At 68.4% G+C, this 12,959-nt stretch carries 16 protein-coding genes; 11 read left to right on the top strand and 5 right to left on the bottom strand.

What is annotated here, in order from left to right:
- Nucleotides 1-297 precede the first annotated feature (297 nt).
- Genes ETD86_RS03280 through ETD86_RS03270 form a run of 3 tightly spaced genes read left to right on the top strand, consistent with a single transcriptional unit; the run spans nucleotide 298 to nucleotide 2,826 of the window.
- Complete coding sequence (locus ETD86_RS03280; protein WP_138664579.1) at nucleotides 298-1,323, top strand: permease; 1,026 nt, start codon at nucleotides 298-300, stop codon at nucleotides 1,321-1,323.
- Nucleotides 1,320-2,009: a TIGR03943 family putative permease subunit gene (locus ETD86_RS03275; protein WP_170222855.1), complete on the top strand. Its 690-nt coding sequence runs from the start codon at nucleotides 1,320-1,322 to the stop codon at nucleotides 2,007-2,009. The genes ETD86_RS03280 and ETD86_RS03275 overlap by 4 nt, the downstream gene beginning before the upstream one ends.
- A 10-nt stretch (nucleotides 2,010-2,019) precedes the next feature.
- Complete coding sequence (locus ETD86_RS03270; protein ID WP_138664577.1) at nucleotides 2,020-2,826, top strand: TIGR03943 family putative permease subunit; 807 nt, start codon at nucleotides 2,020-2,022, stop codon at nucleotides 2,824-2,826.
- Between the two features lie 297 nt (nucleotides 2,827-3,123).
- On the opposite strand, the gene ETD86_RS03265 is transcribed toward ETD86_RS03270, so the two are convergent.
- Nucleotides 3,124-3,423: a hypothetical protein gene (locus ETD86_RS03265; RefSeq protein WP_138664576.1), complete on the bottom strand. Its 300-nt coding sequence runs from the start codon at nucleotides 3,421-3,423 to the stop codon at nucleotides 3,124-3,126.
- A 95-nt stretch (nucleotides 3,424-3,518) separates the two neighbouring features.
- Here ETD86_RS03265 and ETD86_RS03260 point away from each other — a divergent pair, with 95 nt between their 5' ends.
- Nucleotides 3,519-3,797 carry a hypothetical protein gene (locus ETD86_RS03260; RefSeq protein ID WP_138664575.1) on the top strand — a complete coding sequence of 93 codons (279 nt, stop codon included), beginning with the start codon at nucleotides 3,519-3,521 and terminating at the stop codon, nucleotides 3,795-3,797.
- Here ETD86_RS03260 and ETD86_RS03255 read toward each other — a convergent pair.
- Nucleotides 3,792-4,799, bottom strand: a complete 1,008-nt coding sequence (locus tag ETD86_RS03255; RefSeq protein ID WP_138664574.1) for a substrate-binding domain-containing protein — start codon at nucleotides 4,797-4,799, stop codon at nucleotides 3,792-3,794. The two genes, ETD86_RS03260 and ETD86_RS03255, sit on opposite strands and share 6 nt — an antisense overlap.
- Before the next feature lie 55 nt (nucleotides 4,800-4,854).
- Here ETD86_RS03255 and ETD86_RS03250 point away from each other — a divergent pair, with 55 nt between their 5' ends.
- The 4 genes from ETD86_RS03250 to ETD86_RS03235 are packed head-to-tail and all read left to right on the top strand — an operon-like array spanning nucleotide 4,855 to nucleotide 7,689.
- Nucleotides 4,855-5,727: an ABC transporter substrate-binding protein gene (locus ETD86_RS03250; RefSeq protein ID WP_138664573.1), complete on the top strand. Its 873-nt coding sequence runs from the start codon at nucleotides 4,855-4,857 to the stop codon at nucleotides 5,725-5,727.
- A 22-nt stretch (nucleotides 5,728-5,749) separates the two neighbouring features.
- A complete protein-coding gene (locus tag ETD86_RS03245) occupies nucleotides 5,750-6,451 on the top strand; it encodes an ABC transporter permease (protein ID WP_138664572.1) in 702 nt (233 codons plus the stop codon).
- Nucleotides 6,448-7,470 (top strand): ABC transporter ATP-binding protein, encoded by a 1,023-nt coding sequence (locus ETD86_RS03240; protein WP_170222854.1) that lies wholly within the window; start codon nucleotides 6,448-6,450, stop codon nucleotides 7,468-7,470. The genes ETD86_RS03245 and ETD86_RS03240 overlap by 4 nt, the downstream gene beginning before the upstream one ends.
- Before the next feature lie 30 nt (nucleotides 7,471-7,500).
- The gene (locus ETD86_RS03235; RefSeq protein ID WP_138664570.1) at nucleotides 7,501-7,689 is read left to right on the top strand and encodes a hypothetical protein; all 189 of its coding nucleotides are present in this window, start codon (nucleotides 7,501-7,503) and stop codon (nucleotides 7,687-7,689) included.
- A gap of 983 nt (nucleotides 7,690-8,672) precedes the next feature.
- On the opposite strand, the gene ETD86_RS03230 is transcribed toward ETD86_RS03235, so the two are convergent.
- Both ETD86_RS03230 and ETD86_RS58980 read right to left on the bottom strand, forming a co-directional pair.
- Nucleotides 8,673-9,449, bottom strand: coding sequence for a hypothetical protein (locus tag ETD86_RS03230; RefSeq protein ID WP_138664569.1), 777 nt, complete (start codon nucleotides 9,447-9,449; stop codon nucleotides 8,673-8,675).
- Nucleotides 9,450-9,666: 217 nt separating this feature from the next.
- Nucleotides 9,667-9,789 carry a hypothetical protein gene (locus ETD86_RS58980; protein ID WP_281286866.1) on the bottom strand — a complete coding sequence of 41 codons (123 nt, stop codon included), beginning with the start codon at nucleotides 9,787-9,789 and terminating at the stop codon, nucleotides 9,667-9,669.
- On the opposite strand from ETD86_RS58980, the gene ETD86_RS03220 reads away from it, so the two are divergent.
- The 3 genes from ETD86_RS03220 (at nucleotide 9,774) to ETD86_RS03210 (ending at nucleotide 11,775) form a co-directional block, all read left to right on the top strand.
- Nucleotides 9,774-10,118: a hypothetical protein gene (locus ETD86_RS03220; RefSeq protein WP_138664567.1), complete on the top strand. Its 345-nt coding sequence runs from the start codon at nucleotides 9,774-9,776 to the stop codon at nucleotides 10,116-10,118. The two genes, ETD86_RS58980 and ETD86_RS03220, sit on opposite strands and share 16 nt — an antisense overlap.
- Nucleotides 10,115-10,570, top strand: a complete 456-nt coding sequence (locus ETD86_RS03215; protein WP_138664566.1) for a hypothetical protein — start codon at nucleotides 10,115-10,117, stop codon at nucleotides 10,568-10,570. The genes ETD86_RS03220 and ETD86_RS03215 overlap by 4 nt, the downstream gene beginning before the upstream one ends.
- A 620-nt stretch (nucleotides 10,571-11,190) precedes the next feature.
- Nucleotides 11,191-11,775 carry a DUF4240 domain-containing protein gene (locus ETD86_RS03210; protein WP_138664565.1) on the top strand — a complete coding sequence of 195 codons (585 nt, stop codon included), beginning with the start codon at nucleotides 11,191-11,193 and terminating at the stop codon, nucleotides 11,773-11,775.
- A 2-nt stretch (nucleotides 11,776-11,777) separates the two neighbouring features.
- Here the strand turns inward: ETD86_RS03210 and ETD86_RS03205 are convergent, their stop codons facing one another.
- On the bottom strand, nucleotides 11,778-12,653 hold the full coding sequence (locus tag ETD86_RS03205; RefSeq protein WP_138664564.1) for a GntR family transcriptional regulator: 876 nt from the start codon (nucleotides 12,651-12,653) through the stop codon (nucleotides 11,778-11,780).
- Nucleotides 12,654-12,959: the final 306 nt, after the last annotated feature.

Below are 12,959 nucleotides of genomic sequence, written 5' to 3'. Positions count from 1 at the left end.
CCCTGCAGGATTCGGTACAACGACGTAATTACGCTGGCGGGACTCCGGGCATGTGTTCACCGCCTCGGTGGTCGGCGTCGTCGCGAACCTGGCGGGTGTACTTCGCCGAACATGCCTTGTTCGGCCACGCCTTACCTGGGCGCGGGGATCGTTCACCGTGCAGGTTCGCGAGGCCGGCGGGGCGCCCCCGTCACCGTCAGCGCGGTCGCGGGCTTGGGCCTTGTGCGCCATCAGGGTGTAGGTGGTGCGACAGCCGGGTTAGTCTGCTCCGCGTACCTGGTGCGGGTGGGGAGGGTGATGTCGCAGCCGAGCGCGGCAGATCGGCCGGTCTTGCAGAGTGACCTGCCGCCGGAGTCCGGGTCACAGCGGGACTCGGGTGGGTTCCGGCTGCCCTGGGCTTTTCTTGTCCTCGTGGCTTTGCTGGCAGCGGGACGGTTCCTGCTTGCGCCGTACCTGACACACCCGGCGTTGCAGACCTGGGCGACCGTGTTCGTGGCGGTGTGCGTGCAGGCGCTGCCGTTCCTGGTGCTGGGCGTGGCGTTGTCGGCGGCCATCACTGCTTTCGTGCCCGCTTCGTTCTGGACGCGGGCGCTGCCCCGGCGCACCTACGCGGCGGTGCCGGTGGCGGGTATGGCGGGGGCGGTGCTGCCCGGCTGTGAGTGCGCGTCGGTGCCGGTGGCCTCCGGGCTCATGGCGCGCGGTGTGGCGCCTCCGGCGGCGCTGGCATTCCTGCTGGCCTCACCGGCGATCAATCCGGTGGTGCTGGTGGCCACCGCGGTGGCCTTCCCCGACGACCCGTCGATGGTGGTGGCCAGATTCGCCGCTTCGCTGACGGTGGCCGTGCTGGCCGGCTGGACCTGGGCCCGGTTCGGGCGCACCGCGTGGCTGCCGACGCCCCGCCGGACCGTCGAGACCGGCGAGGGCAAGATGAGCGTGTTCGTGGACGCGATGCGTCATGACCTGCTGCACGCCGGCGGGTTCCTGGTGGTCGGCGCGCTGGCCGCGGCGACCCTGAACGTGGTGATCCCCCGCGACTGGCTGACCGCGGTGGCCGGGGTGCCGGTCGTGTCCGTGCTGGTGCTGGCGTTCCTGGCGGTGCTGCTGTCGATCTGCTCGGAGGCCGACGCGTTCGTCGCGGCGTCGTTCACGGCGTTCTCCCCCACGGCCAAGCTGGCGTTTCTGGTGGTAGGGCCGATGGTGGACCTGAAGCTCATCGCCCTGCAGGCGGGCACCTTCGGCCGGGCCTTCGCCTGGCGTTTCGCGCCGCTCACGCTGGTCCTCGCCATCGGGGTCAGCTTCGTCGCAGGCTGGGCACTGCTGTGAGCCGCCAGACGCAGGGCGCCGTCCTGCTGATCCTCGGTGCGACAGTGCTGAGCATCTCCGCGTTCTCCACGACGTACGTCAACTACGTCAAGCCCGGTTTCCGACCGCTGCTCGTGGGCGCTGGTGCGGTGCTGGCGGTTCTCGGCCTGCTGTCCGTCGTCGCCGGGCTGGTGGACCGGCCCGGCGCCCACCAGCGTGGGCCACGGGTGGCGTGGCTGCTGGCCGTGCCAGTGTTCGCCATCGTGCTGATCGCCCCGCCCGCGCTCGGCGCCTTCGCGGCCAGGCACGGCGACGGCCCGCCGGCGCTCGTCCGGACCGGGGGCTACAGCGCGTTGACGGGAGGCGAGGTGATGGAGCTGACGCTGGGCGAGTTCATCGGGCGCGCCTACGCGAGGCCGGGGCCGTCGCTCGCCGGCAGGAAGGTCAGGCTGATCGGCTTCGCCGTCCCGGCCGAGGACGGCAGGAGCTGGTATCTGACCCGGATGCGGATCCGCTGCTGCGCCGCCGACGCGCTCGCCTTGGAGGTCGCGGTCCAGGGGGCGGCCGCCCCGGCGGAGGACTCGTGGGTGGCGGTCACGGGCACCTGGGTTCCGTGGCGGGACGGGGTGCCCGATGACTACGTGGTTCCGGCCCTGGCCGCGACCGCTGTGACCGCCGTCGAGCGGCCGGCGGAGCCGTACGAATAGGGTTGCGCCGGTGAATCGGGTCACGCAGAACCTCCTGCTCCTCCTGCTCGGCGGGGCGCTGTTGAAGATCTCCGCCTTCTCCGCGGACTTCGCCAACTACGTCAAGCCGGGGTTCCGGCCGCTGGTGATCGCGGCGGGCGTGGTGCTGGTCGTCCTGGCCGCGGCCGCCTTGGCTCTGGACCACCACAGGTGCAGGAGCGCAACGCGCCAGAAGGAGCTCCTCCGCGCTCGCGCGGCCGAGGAGACGTACTTGGCACAGATGCTCGGTCGCGATGCGGTCGTCCCCACGCGCAAACACGAACACAAGCACGCGGGAGGGCACCGGGTGGCGTGGATGCTGGTGGCTCCGCTCGCGATGATCTTCCTGGTCGCTCCCCCGGCCCTCGGCTCGTTCGCCGTCCGGCAGTCCGAGCAGACCTCCCACGTGCCTCCGCCCACTCTCGTCGAGGCCCGCCCCACCGTGCTCAAAGACGGCCGGGTGAACGTGCTGAGCATGATCGAGTTTGCCAATCTGGCTTGGGACGACCCCAGTGGATCCCTGCGGGGCAAGACCGTCCGGTTGACCGGTTTCGTCGTCCCGTCCGGACGGGACGACGCGTGGTACCTGACACGCATGCGGATCAGTTGCTGCGCCGCCGACGCCCTCACGATGCAGGTCATGGTGAAAGGCGCCCCCGCGCCCGCGACCGATTCCTGGGTACGAGTCACCGGCACCTGGATCCCGCGAAGTCCCCGGAGAACGGGCACCTACACTCCGCCCGAGATGACCGTTTCCCGCATCGAACCGATGGCCGTGCCCGACGAACCGTATGAATAAGCATGTGCTGAGCGATCGGCGTTCGTCCCGGGCGAGCCGAACAGCGAACGAGCCCGGAGCCGCCTGGCCGGTGTCGAGCAGCCGCTGCACGGCCCGCCGGTCGAACTTGCGACCGAGCAGCGGGCTGCGCCGCCGCCTGAGGTTCCCCGTCCAGCTGGTCGAATCCCCGCTCCAGGAGGCTGATCGCAGGAAGGCTGAGCGGGGCCTGCTCGGGTCGGCTCCCACGCGTACAGGATTCCGCCGGGAGCCAGGAGCAGCGAGGCCAGCTCTGCGGCGCCTGGCCGATCTCGGCATCGGTCACCTCCGCCAGCAACCCGCCGCGGCGGCGGCGATGACCGCGGCGGCGACGGCCGCCGTGTTGAGCCCGCCGGCGAACGCCGCCCGGGCGGGAGCGAGCATGGCGCTGCTCAGCTCGCCCGGCAGCGTCTGCGCCGCGGCGACCGCGCCGTCGAGGCTGTCACGGCCGGCCGCGGCGGCCTCGGGCGGCAGGCCGGCGGGCAGGTCGGCGCCGACCTGGCCGTGGTAGACGGCGGCGGCGATGCTGCCGAGGATCGCGATGCCGAGTGAGATGCCCAGATCGCTGCAGGTGGTGGCCAAGCCCGGAGGCCGCGCCCGCCTTGTTCGGCGGCACCGAGCCGACGACCAGGTTGGTGGTCAGCGCCATCGAGGGGGCGACGGCGGGATACAGGACGATGAAGCCCGCGACGAGGAGCGGCAGCCCGCCGGTGGCGCCGACCTGGGAGCATCAGATAGCCGGCGACCAGGAAGGCTGCGCGCCAGGAGAACGGGCGGTGGCCGACGAGCGCAGCTGTGTCGAGCGTATCCGTACGAGCTGTGCGCTGGTGGCGCTGCGCAAGGCGATCCGGCGCCGGGAGATCTGGGTGGAGGGCGGCAACACAACTACCTGCCCGGTGTGCTGGATGACGATTGCGGGCACGTCACCGAGCCCGCAGGTGCTCCGGTCGTCATAGAGTGCCTGCGCTTTCCGGCGAGAGGGTGTCCGGGACCGCTCGGCGGCGCTGGCCACGTCCCGGCACAGGAGGCCCACTCGGGTCCGTGTCGGAGAGTTTCGTGACGACGCCGGACCTGGAGGTGTCGTAGCCGCTGAGTGAGGAGATCCTGTCACGCAGGGCCGGCGTGTGCAGCGCGGCGATGAGATGAGCAGCCGGGTCGAGGGCGTGCCCGACTAGCCCGATGTCGAAGTCCTCCCAAGTCAGGGGAATGAACTCGAGGTCCAGATCGGTCGCGGCGGAGCGGACTCCGAGGCCGGCGTCGACGGTGCCGGTGGCGACGGCCAGAGCAACCTCGAGATGGGTCCCTACCTGCGGTCCCCGGAGCCTGTCCGGGTCGTGACCGGCGGCGAGGAGCAGCCGGTCCAGAAGGATTCGGGTCCCGGTACCTGGGCGTCGGGTAGCGACCCGCCGCTCTGCGAGATCGGCGATGCCGGTGATGTGGTGGGGGTTGCCCGGCAGCACGATCAGCCCTTGCTCGCGTCGCCAGAGATGGATCAGGTGCGGTTCCAGGCCGCGCAACATTCCGAGCGCGAAAGGCGCGTTGTAGACCCCGGTGTGGTGCAGCAGATGGATCGCGGCACCGTCGACGCGACCCTGGCGCACCGCGCCGAGGCCGGCGACACTGCCCTCGCGTGCGACGATTCTCAGCTTTCCGTCCAGCGCGCCGGTGAGGAGGTCGAGAGCGGGATCGTCGCTGCCCGCGAGGGTGAAAACCGAGTCCGCGTGCAGGAACCGCCGGGCAGCGAGCGCAGCGCCGGGGGCTATGCGTGCACGGCGACGGTCGGCCAACTCGAGCATTCCGGCGTCGGCCAGCCGGCGCTGCGCTCGGCTGACGGTTGAGGCGGTGGTGTGCCATTGCTGGGCGAGATCGCGGACCCCCGGCAGTTCGTCGCCTGGGTGGAGGGCCCCCGCGCCTATCCGGTGGGCAAGGTCGGTGCAGATCTCCCGATATCGGGTCACGCTTGCACAATTTACACTTGCTGCACTGCTCTGAAGTAGCACAGATAGGGCCACAATGATGATTCAACGGCTCTTGGCCGTTTTCGCGTGGGTCGCGACTGTCTTACTGGCCGGGTGTGGGACCGCCCCGTCCTCCACCGGGCCGGCGTCAAACGCTTCGGCGGAGAAGTCGCTGATCTTGGCCACCACGACCAGCACCCAGGACAGCGGGTTGCTCGATGAGCTGTTGCCGGCGTTCACCCGCGACAGCGGCTGGCAGGTCAAGACCCTGGCAGTCGGTAGTGGGCAGGCCATCGAGCTGGGCCGTCGCGGGGAGGCCGACGTGCTCCTGGTGCATTCCCCCGCAGCGGAGGTGAAGTTCGTGGCCGAGGGCGGCGCCGGCTCGCGACGGCTGGTGATGCACAACGACTTCGTGCTGGTCGGTCCACGGGCCGACGCGGCCAAGATACGAGGCACGAGCAGCGTTGAGGCGATGAAGAAGATCGCGGCCGCACAGGCGGTGTTCATCTCCCGGGGCGATGAGTCAGGTACGCATGCCAAGGAGAAGGACCTCTGGTCCAAGGCCGCGGTGCCCCCGGGCGGATCGTGGTACCAGTCCACCGGGCAGGGCATGGGCGAGACCCTGCGGGTCGCCAGTGAGAAGGCCGCCTACACCTTGTCGGACCGGGCCACCTTTGTCACCCAGCGCGGCACTCTGGCGCTGGAGGTGCTCAGCGAGGGCGATCCGGGCCTGCTCAACGTCTACCACGTCATCGAGATGACCAAGAAGGCAGGCGATCGGGTGCAGCCCGACGGCGCGAAGGCCTTCGCCGACTGGATCGTCGCCCCGCCCGCGCAGCGGCTCATCGGTGCGTTCGGCCGAGCGAAGTTCGGCCAACCGCTGTTCACCCCGGACGCGGGCGCGGACGAGGCGGAACTGGGCCAGTGAGCATGGCCGGGGGAGTTACTTGATGGACGTGCTGTTCGACGGGCTGTTAGACGCGATCAGATTGCTGCTCTCCGGGGACCAGGACAGCTGGTCGATCATCATGCTGACCCTGCGAGTCTCGTTGACCGCAACCGCGATCGCCCTGCTGATCGGATTGCCCCTGGGCGCGACCCTGGCGCTGGCCCGCTTCCCAGGCCGGCGGATGGTCCTGGCGGCAGCCAATACAGGGATGGGCATGCCACCGGTCGTGGTCGGCCTGTTCGTCACCGTGCTGCTGTGGCGCAGCGGGCCGCTCGGCGGGCTCGAACTGCTCTACACCCCGACCGCGATGGTCATCGCTCAGGCCGCGATCGCCACCCCAATCGTGGTCGCCCTGGTCGCGGCCGCGCTGCAACAGGTCGATCCCGACTTCCGGGTTCAGATGCAGGCTCTGGGCGCGACTCCGATCCGCGCGTTCGCGGCGCTGCTGGGCGAGGCCAGGTTGCCGCTGCTGGCCGGGGCAATGGCCGCGTTCGGCGCAGTGGTCAGTGAAGTCGGGGCCGCGCAGATGGTCGGGGGCAACCTGGCCGGGCAGACCCGGGTGCTGACCACAGCTGCGGTACTGGCGACCAGCCGGGGCCAGTTCTCGCTCGCCATCGCATTCGGCATGATCTTGCTGCTGATCGCGTTCGCCGTGAACCTGTCGCTGACTCTGATGCAACAGCGACGGACAGTGCTGCGGTGAGCGACCTGAGCACCGGGATCGGGTGCCGAGACCTGCGCGTACACGCCGGAGGCCGGGAACTGCTCAGCGCGCCGGAACTGCACGTCGCTTCGGGGCGCACGCTGGCCGTGCTCGGCCCCAACGGCGCCGGCAAGTCCACCCTGCTGCGCGCGCTTGGCCTGCTCAGCAGCCACCGCGTCAGCGGCCAGATCCTGCTCGACGGCCGCCCCGCGACACGGTCACTGATGCGCGACGCGATCGCCGCCGTGCTGCAACGGCCGATCCTGCGCCGCGGCACGGTGGCCGCCAACGTGATCAGCGGACTGCGTTTTCGCGGCATGAGCCGCCGCGAGGCCCGAATCCGCGCATGGCCGTGGATCGAGGCGCTCGGCCTGGCGCCCCTCGCCGACCGGGATGCCCGCAGCCTGTCCATAGGCGAGGCTCAACGGGTCAGCATCACCCGCGCACTCGCGGTCGGACCTCGGGTACTGCTGCTCGACGAGCCGTTCAGCGGGTTGGACAGCACCACCCGCGCCGATCTGCTCGCCGACCTGCGCGCCGCGCTGACCGGGCAGCCCACCGCCACGATCCTGGTCACCCACGACCGGGAGGAGGCCCTTGCCTTGGCCGAGGACACCGCGCTGCTGATCGACGGCCGGATCCGCCAGCACGGCCCGACCGCCCAGGTGCTGGACCACCCCAGTGACGCCGACACGGCCCGACTGCTCGGCTACACCAACCTCCTCCCGCCAGCTCTCACCGGCCGAACGCTCACCCTCGCGGCGCGGCCCGAGCACACCCAACTCCTTCTCGACCCGTCCGACAGCCACGCCGTCCAAACCGATGATGTGCGGGTGGTGACCGGAACCCTGCGCCGAACCGTCGCACTCGGCATCGCCACCCGCGTCGACGTCGATACCTCCACCGGCCCGCTGACCTGCCTGCATCCCGGCGACGTGCTCACCACCGAGCTTCCCCCGATCGGCAGCCACGTCCGCGTCAGGATTCGGCACGCGCGGTCATTGATCACCGCTGACTGAGACGACGGCCGGGGGCACGACGAGCGCCTCATGGCCGCCATCGCCGACGGCGGCACCTCCCTGCACGCCGAAGACCCCGCCACCGCCGTCCAACTCATCGCCGCCGAAGTCACTGGCCTGCTGTCCAAGGTGGTTCAGGCCGCCTCGATCACCATCACGCCGCACGCCCGGTCACCTCGGTGCTGCTGTACGGCGGACTGCCCAGCACCTAGATCATGACCGAGCTCGGCGAGGCCCTTGGCCTGGCCACCGTCGCCGAAATCGTCTTGCCTACGCCGAGACCCAGACCCCGGCCACCTATACGGTCACCACGCCGACCTCGGTCAACATGGTGCCCGGCGACCAGGCTGCCGGACGCGTTCCCAACCCTGTCGTGCGGGCCGAGCGGCTGTTCCTGGAGGCCCAGGAGATCAAACACCGCGCCTCCGACGCACTGCTGAACGGAGACGTCACCGCAGCCGAAGCGATCCTCACGCCGCTGAATCCGCCTTGGAGGAGGGGCTGGCCCGGGCTCCCCACCCCGACAAGCTCGCAGCCCAAGCCGAGGAGTTGCGTCGCTACACCCGCGAAGCCCGCCGAGATGCCAGCCGAACCTCTGAGGAGGCCTCGGGCATCTCCGGGCTGCTGTCCGTTGGCGGTCACACCGGCCTCCAAGTAACAGCCGCCTTTGGCCAGGTGCGGGAGTTTTCCCTGCCAGAAGCATCGGGCGGGCTTACAGACCTGGTCCATCATGCGTGATCACGCATGATCCAGCGGCCCGAGAACGATGGCGCTTTCAAATTCTGGTGGTCGCCGCTGGACGCGGAACCGTCTGACTGCACGCTGATCAGCGTGTCCTCTGAGGACATGTTCGTGGCCGCGGACGCCGGCGTCCAGGCGATCGGCGTGGTCACGAAGCGCGGCGAGCGCTGCCCTGAGCGCCCATCTCACCACGGGCTGGTCCCAAACTGGTCCCAAGCTGAAGGCGGTCTAGATGATCAGCATGATCGTCAAGAGAGACAGAAGGCCGGTCTACCTGGGCTTTCACCCAAGACGACCGGCCTCGTTCCACCGTCGGGACGACAGGATTTGAACCTGCGACCCCTTGACCCCCAGGCACATCACAAGGGGGTGGGATCACGTCCGATACCCGCCCCCACCTGGGAATACGATCCCGTATGGTCCCCTGGAGTCCAGGGCCGTCCGGGCCGATCGTCACTCAGTTAGTCACCCAGGACCTGGCCCGTGGGCTGGGGCTGCTGCCACACGTCACGGCCGTTGCTCCACAGCTCGGAGGCATGGTAGGCGAATCGGTCGAACAGGCCATCGTCCTGGTACCGCCGCAGGTGCAGCATCGGCGAGTCGTGACCGACGAGCTTGGCCAGATGGGGCGTAACGAGCATCTCCGCGTCGAACCGGAACACGCTCATGGCGATGTGCTCGTCACCGTACCGGGCCTCGATGCCGGGGACGTCTCGGAGCTGCTCGATCTCCGACAGCGTGATCCGGATACGCGTGGAGACGGTCAACGGGACGTTCTCCACTTCCTCACGGTTGCGTGTGACGTCGCTTTCCGGGTCGCCGACGAGAAACCGGATCTTGCAGCCCTGCTGGGCCTTCCGCCTGAGTGCCTTCGCCAGGTTCGGGTGTTCCAGCCACAAGAAGTAGTTCGTGTAGCCAGCGAACACGATCTCGTTACGCGCCGCGTTGATGAGGTTGCGCCAGATTGATTTCGGACAAGCGGAACGATACGGGTAAACGGACAAGACTTCTTTATCCGGCCCCGTTTTCACCGTATTGCGAATTGCGTCTGGCCATAGCACGGCTGTCTCAACTCCTAGAGCCTCTGCGGCGGCCCACTGGTGTCGCAGGTGCGGGACACGAGCCTCGTCCTGCAACCAGCGTTCCACCGTCTTGACGTCCACACCACACCGGTCGGCCAACTTCTGGTTCGTGACCTGGGCGTTCAGCATGGCGCTGCGTAGGGCGACGTTGGCCACGGTACTCCTCGGGAGGGAGGACGTCAGGGACGTTTTGAGCGTAACGCCATAACGTCCTGGACGTCTAAATAACGCGGTGGGTTCGTCACTCTTAAGTAAGCACGCTGATCACATGCCAACACCGGTGATTCTCGAAGACCTCCAGGCGGCTTTTCCTGGTTGGTGCATTTGGCGTAGTTCTGCAGGGCGTCTCTGGGCAACTCGAAACGGCCGACACCTATCCCAGCACGAAGTAGATCACGGCCTCTGCCGGACGATCGATGCGGACGACGTCGCCCAGCTCGCCGAGCAGTTGAAGGAGCAGGAGACAGCGGAGCAGGCGCTGTGAGCCTTCCCTCATCGCGACCGGAGAAGTACGCCGCCGATACCCTGGCCGATGCCCTCGCCGCTCACGGCGTCTCCACCGACGTGCACGACGGCTACGGGCTGAGCCTGGTGTCCGTGTGGATCGGGCTCGTGGTCTGGTGCGACGGCGAGTGGTACTGGTGGCGGGCGGGCTGGGACGACCGGCGCAAGCGGGTTCTGTACGCGCGCCATCCGGCCGTCGAGCCATCACGGGCTGCGCGGCGGATCGCCTTCCACTACGCGGATCTCCGAAGGCACCATCCCCTCTCGGAGACGGTCCGCGATCTTCCCTCCCCGGAAGCGGCGGAAGCGGGCACTGGATGAAGGAGCCTCGCGAGAAGCTGGGAAGCCGGGTCAAGATCGTGGACATGCTGCACAGTCCCGCCCGTACCCGGGCCGTTGGCGAGTTGCTGATAGGGCAGCGCGGGACGGTGGCGGAGATCCTACGCAGCGGCACGTTGGCGCTAGTGGAACTGGACGCCGACTGGGCCGACCTACCGGGCGGAGTGCGGCGCTGGCCTGTCCAGTGGGACGACCTACTCATCTACTCGCTGGAGAGCGGGCCAGACAGCCCGGAGGACGACTATCGCCTCGGTCTGTCAGGCTCAGGCCGCGATGCGATTCAGCACGCAGTCCCAGCGGACACGGAGAACAGCCTGTGCGGAGGGGAGGTGTACCCGCTGCCCATCTGCGGTTGGTCCATCTCCTTCTCGCCCACAGCCACGCGCGCTTGCGAGATATGCGCCACGCTCGTACGGGGACAGACGGGACCGTGACCTCTGACCACCTCGTACGCCGTCGACTCACCGCGTAGCGGCAGCGGGCCGGGGACGGAGTCTCAAGCCCGGCTTCGCGTGTACGTTGGCCGGTCGCCGTTCCTCGGTCATGCGTTGTCCTGCGGTCAGAGCCGGGCTTGATACGGAGGAGGCGGGCTGCTGGGCTTGCCTGAGTCGATGGTGTGCGAGGTGATCACCCACCTCGGTGCCGGAGTGCTCCCGCCGGAGGCATGAAGCTTGAAGAGTCGTTTCGTCTCTCGTGAGTGGAGCGGCCGGCGCCCATGCGAAGCACCCGAAGGGCCGCGCAGCGGTGGGGGCCGGCGGCGGAACGGCGACGGTGCGGAGGTCGGCCGCAGGGGATGTACGGCGGTGCGGCGGCCGTGCGGTGGTACGGCCCGAGCCGCTGCCGCCCGGGACCGGCCCCCAGGCCGCATGCCCGGGACGGCAGGCGGGCGCGGGGCCGTGCGCGCGGCGCGGAGCGCCGTCGCCTTGAACCAGTAAAGAAACTCTGAGCCAGTTCGGAGCCATGTCGGCGTTCGGCCGTGCCGGGGTTCGCCGTTTCTGCCTGACCGATCGGTGCCTCTTGGCTGGCTGTCTCTCGTCTGCCAAGATCGCTCGTCATGGGTGTGGACGAGTTCTGGCTTCTGATCGAGCAATCTGCGCGTGAAACCACAGGTAAAGAGGCTCGTCTGGAATGGCTCCACGAGCGGTTGGTGCAACGTTCCGCCGAGGAGATCGTCGATTTCGACGCGTGGATACTCACGGCTCGGCGCAAGGTCGATACATGGTTGATGTGGGGCGCCGTGCGCGCTCTGTACTTGGACGGGTCGGACGACGGCTTCTGGTACTTCCAGATGTGGCTCGTCGGCCAGGGCCGTGAGACCTTCGAACGGGTGGCCCGTGAGCCCGATGCCTTGGTGGACGTACCAGCGGTCCAGCGACTTGTCGTCATGGCGCGGAACCGGCAAACGTGGACCAACGATGACTGGCCCACGTTTGAAAGCCTGGCTTACGTAGCCGTCAAGGCCTGGGACCAAGCGACGGGCAAGGGGCATGAGGAACTAGCGGATGCCCTTGAGTCTCGCGGCTTCGAGTTGTTCGCGCTTCCCAACCCCACGGACGAGGCATGGGAGCTCGACAATGCGGAAGAGTCCGCCCGCAGGCTCCCCCGAATCAACCGATACATGCGCGAACTCTACGGCTGAGCCTAGATCACGAGGTCGATACCGTTGTCGCTGAGTTCCTGCGGCCTGAGGTCGGCTTCCGGTTCGTCGGCGAGTTCGCGGTGGTGGCCGATCTCGTAGCGGTTGGCGGGAGCTTTGACCTCGGTGACCTCGATGGGGTGGCCGTTGGGGTGGGCCATGGTGCGGCGGATGATGAGGACGGCTTCGGCGTAGTCCATGCCGAGAGCGGCGCGTTCGTCTTCATAGGCGATGCGGGCTGTGGTGAGGGTCATCCAGCGGACGGGGCTGTGTTCCCGGTAGAGGGACTGGTAGAAGAGGCCGGGGCGCTTGCGGTACTGCGCAAGCCGCTTTGGGTCGTCCCAATCGGGGAGCATGTCGGCGTTGGTGTAGGAGTTGATCTCCAGCCGGGCTGATGCACCGTGGATGGCGGCGGTGTGACCTCGGTGCCACATGCTGCGGCGGTGGATGACCGGGTGGCCGGGCCGGACTCCGAGCATGATCGCAACGTCGCGGTTGGCTGGGGTCTTCTCGCCGGTGAAGAGTGGGGCTTCGGGTTCGCGGTCGCGGTGGGCGAGGTCCCAGCCGAATGCTTGGACGTCGGGGTGATTGCCGGGGGCGGCGAGGTCGGGCCGGTCGCGATCGGTGATGAGGATGGTACGGCGTTCGGGCATGGGACGGACGAAGGAGCCGCGTCCGCGCATGACGTAGGCCAGTCCTTCGGAGACGAGTGTGTCGATGGCCTTGCGGACGGTGGGGCGGGAGACGTCGTAGGTCCTGACGAGTTCGGGTTCGCTGGGCAGCGCGCCGCCGGGGGGATAGCGGCCGTCCAGGATGGCGGCTCGTAGGTCGGTGGCGATGACGCGCCAGCGGGCGTCTTTGTCGTCGGTGGTGGTCTCCATGATGCGCCTTCCTTGGGTAAAGCTTTCAGGACTACTTGTACTACAGGTTGACGGCCATGCGCCATGTCTGTCAACCTGTAGTACAAGTAGTCGAGCGAAGGAGGTGGTGTCCTATGCGCGGGGAGGAACGGCACGACGATCAGCGGTCCAACGCCGAGTGGATGGCCGATCTGGTCCGCCTAGACGAATGAGTCCAAGGGATCGCCTGCGGAAATAGGGTGAGGGTGTCCAAGATCATTGTGTGACGAACGACCTGAACACCCTCGCCACCGCACTCTATGTGAAGATCGACGACACGCTGAAGGC

It is taken from the genome of Nonomuraea turkmeniaca (assembly GCF_005889735.1).
GTDB classification, from domain to species: Bacteria; Actinomycetota; Actinomycetes; order Streptosporangiales; family Streptosporangiaceae; genus Nonomuraea; species Nonomuraea turkmeniaca.
The sequence above is the reverse complement of the archived record's forward strand: the minus strand, read 5'-3'. Positions and strand labels throughout refer to the sequence as shown.

Excerpts from the sequence above, each read along its gene's own strand:
- ETD86_RS03210 (WP_138664565.1), top strand. The coding sequence starts at position 11,191 with ATGGGTGTGGACGAGTTCTGGCTTCTGATCGAGCAATCTGCGCGTGAA.
- ETD86_RS03215 (WP_138664566.1), top strand. The coding sequence starts at position 10,115 with ATGAAGGAGCCTCGCGAGAAGCTGGGAAGCCGGGTCAAGATCGTGGAC.
- ETD86_RS58980 (WP_281286866.1), bottom strand. The coding sequence starts at position 9,789 with ATGAGGGAAGGCTCACAGCGCCTGCTCCGCTGTCTCCTGCTCCTTCAA.
- ETD86_RS03260 (WP_138664575.1), top strand. The coding sequence starts at position 3,519 with ATGAAGCCCGCGACGAGGAGCGGCAGCCCGCCGGTGGCGCCGACCTGG.
- ETD86_RS03250 (WP_138664573.1), top strand. The coding sequence starts at position 4,855 with ATGATGATTCAACGGCTCTTGGCCGTTTTCGCGTGGGTCGCGACTGTC.
- ETD86_RS03245 (WP_138664572.1), top strand. The coding sequence starts at position 5,750 with ATGGACGTGCTGTTCGACGGGCTGTTAGACGCGATCAGATTGCTGCTC.
- ETD86_RS03235 (WP_138664570.1), top strand. The coding sequence starts at position 7,501 with ATGGCCGCCATCGCCGACGGCGGCACCTCCCTGCACGCCGAAGACCCC.
- ETD86_RS03205 (WP_138664564.1), bottom strand. The coding sequence starts at position 12,653 with ATGGAGACCACCACCGACGACAAAGACGCCCGCTGGCGCGTCATCGCC.
- ETD86_RS03280 (WP_138664579.1), top strand. The coding sequence starts at position 298 with ATGTCGCAGCCGAGCGCGGCAGATCGGCCGGTCTTGCAGAGTGACCTG.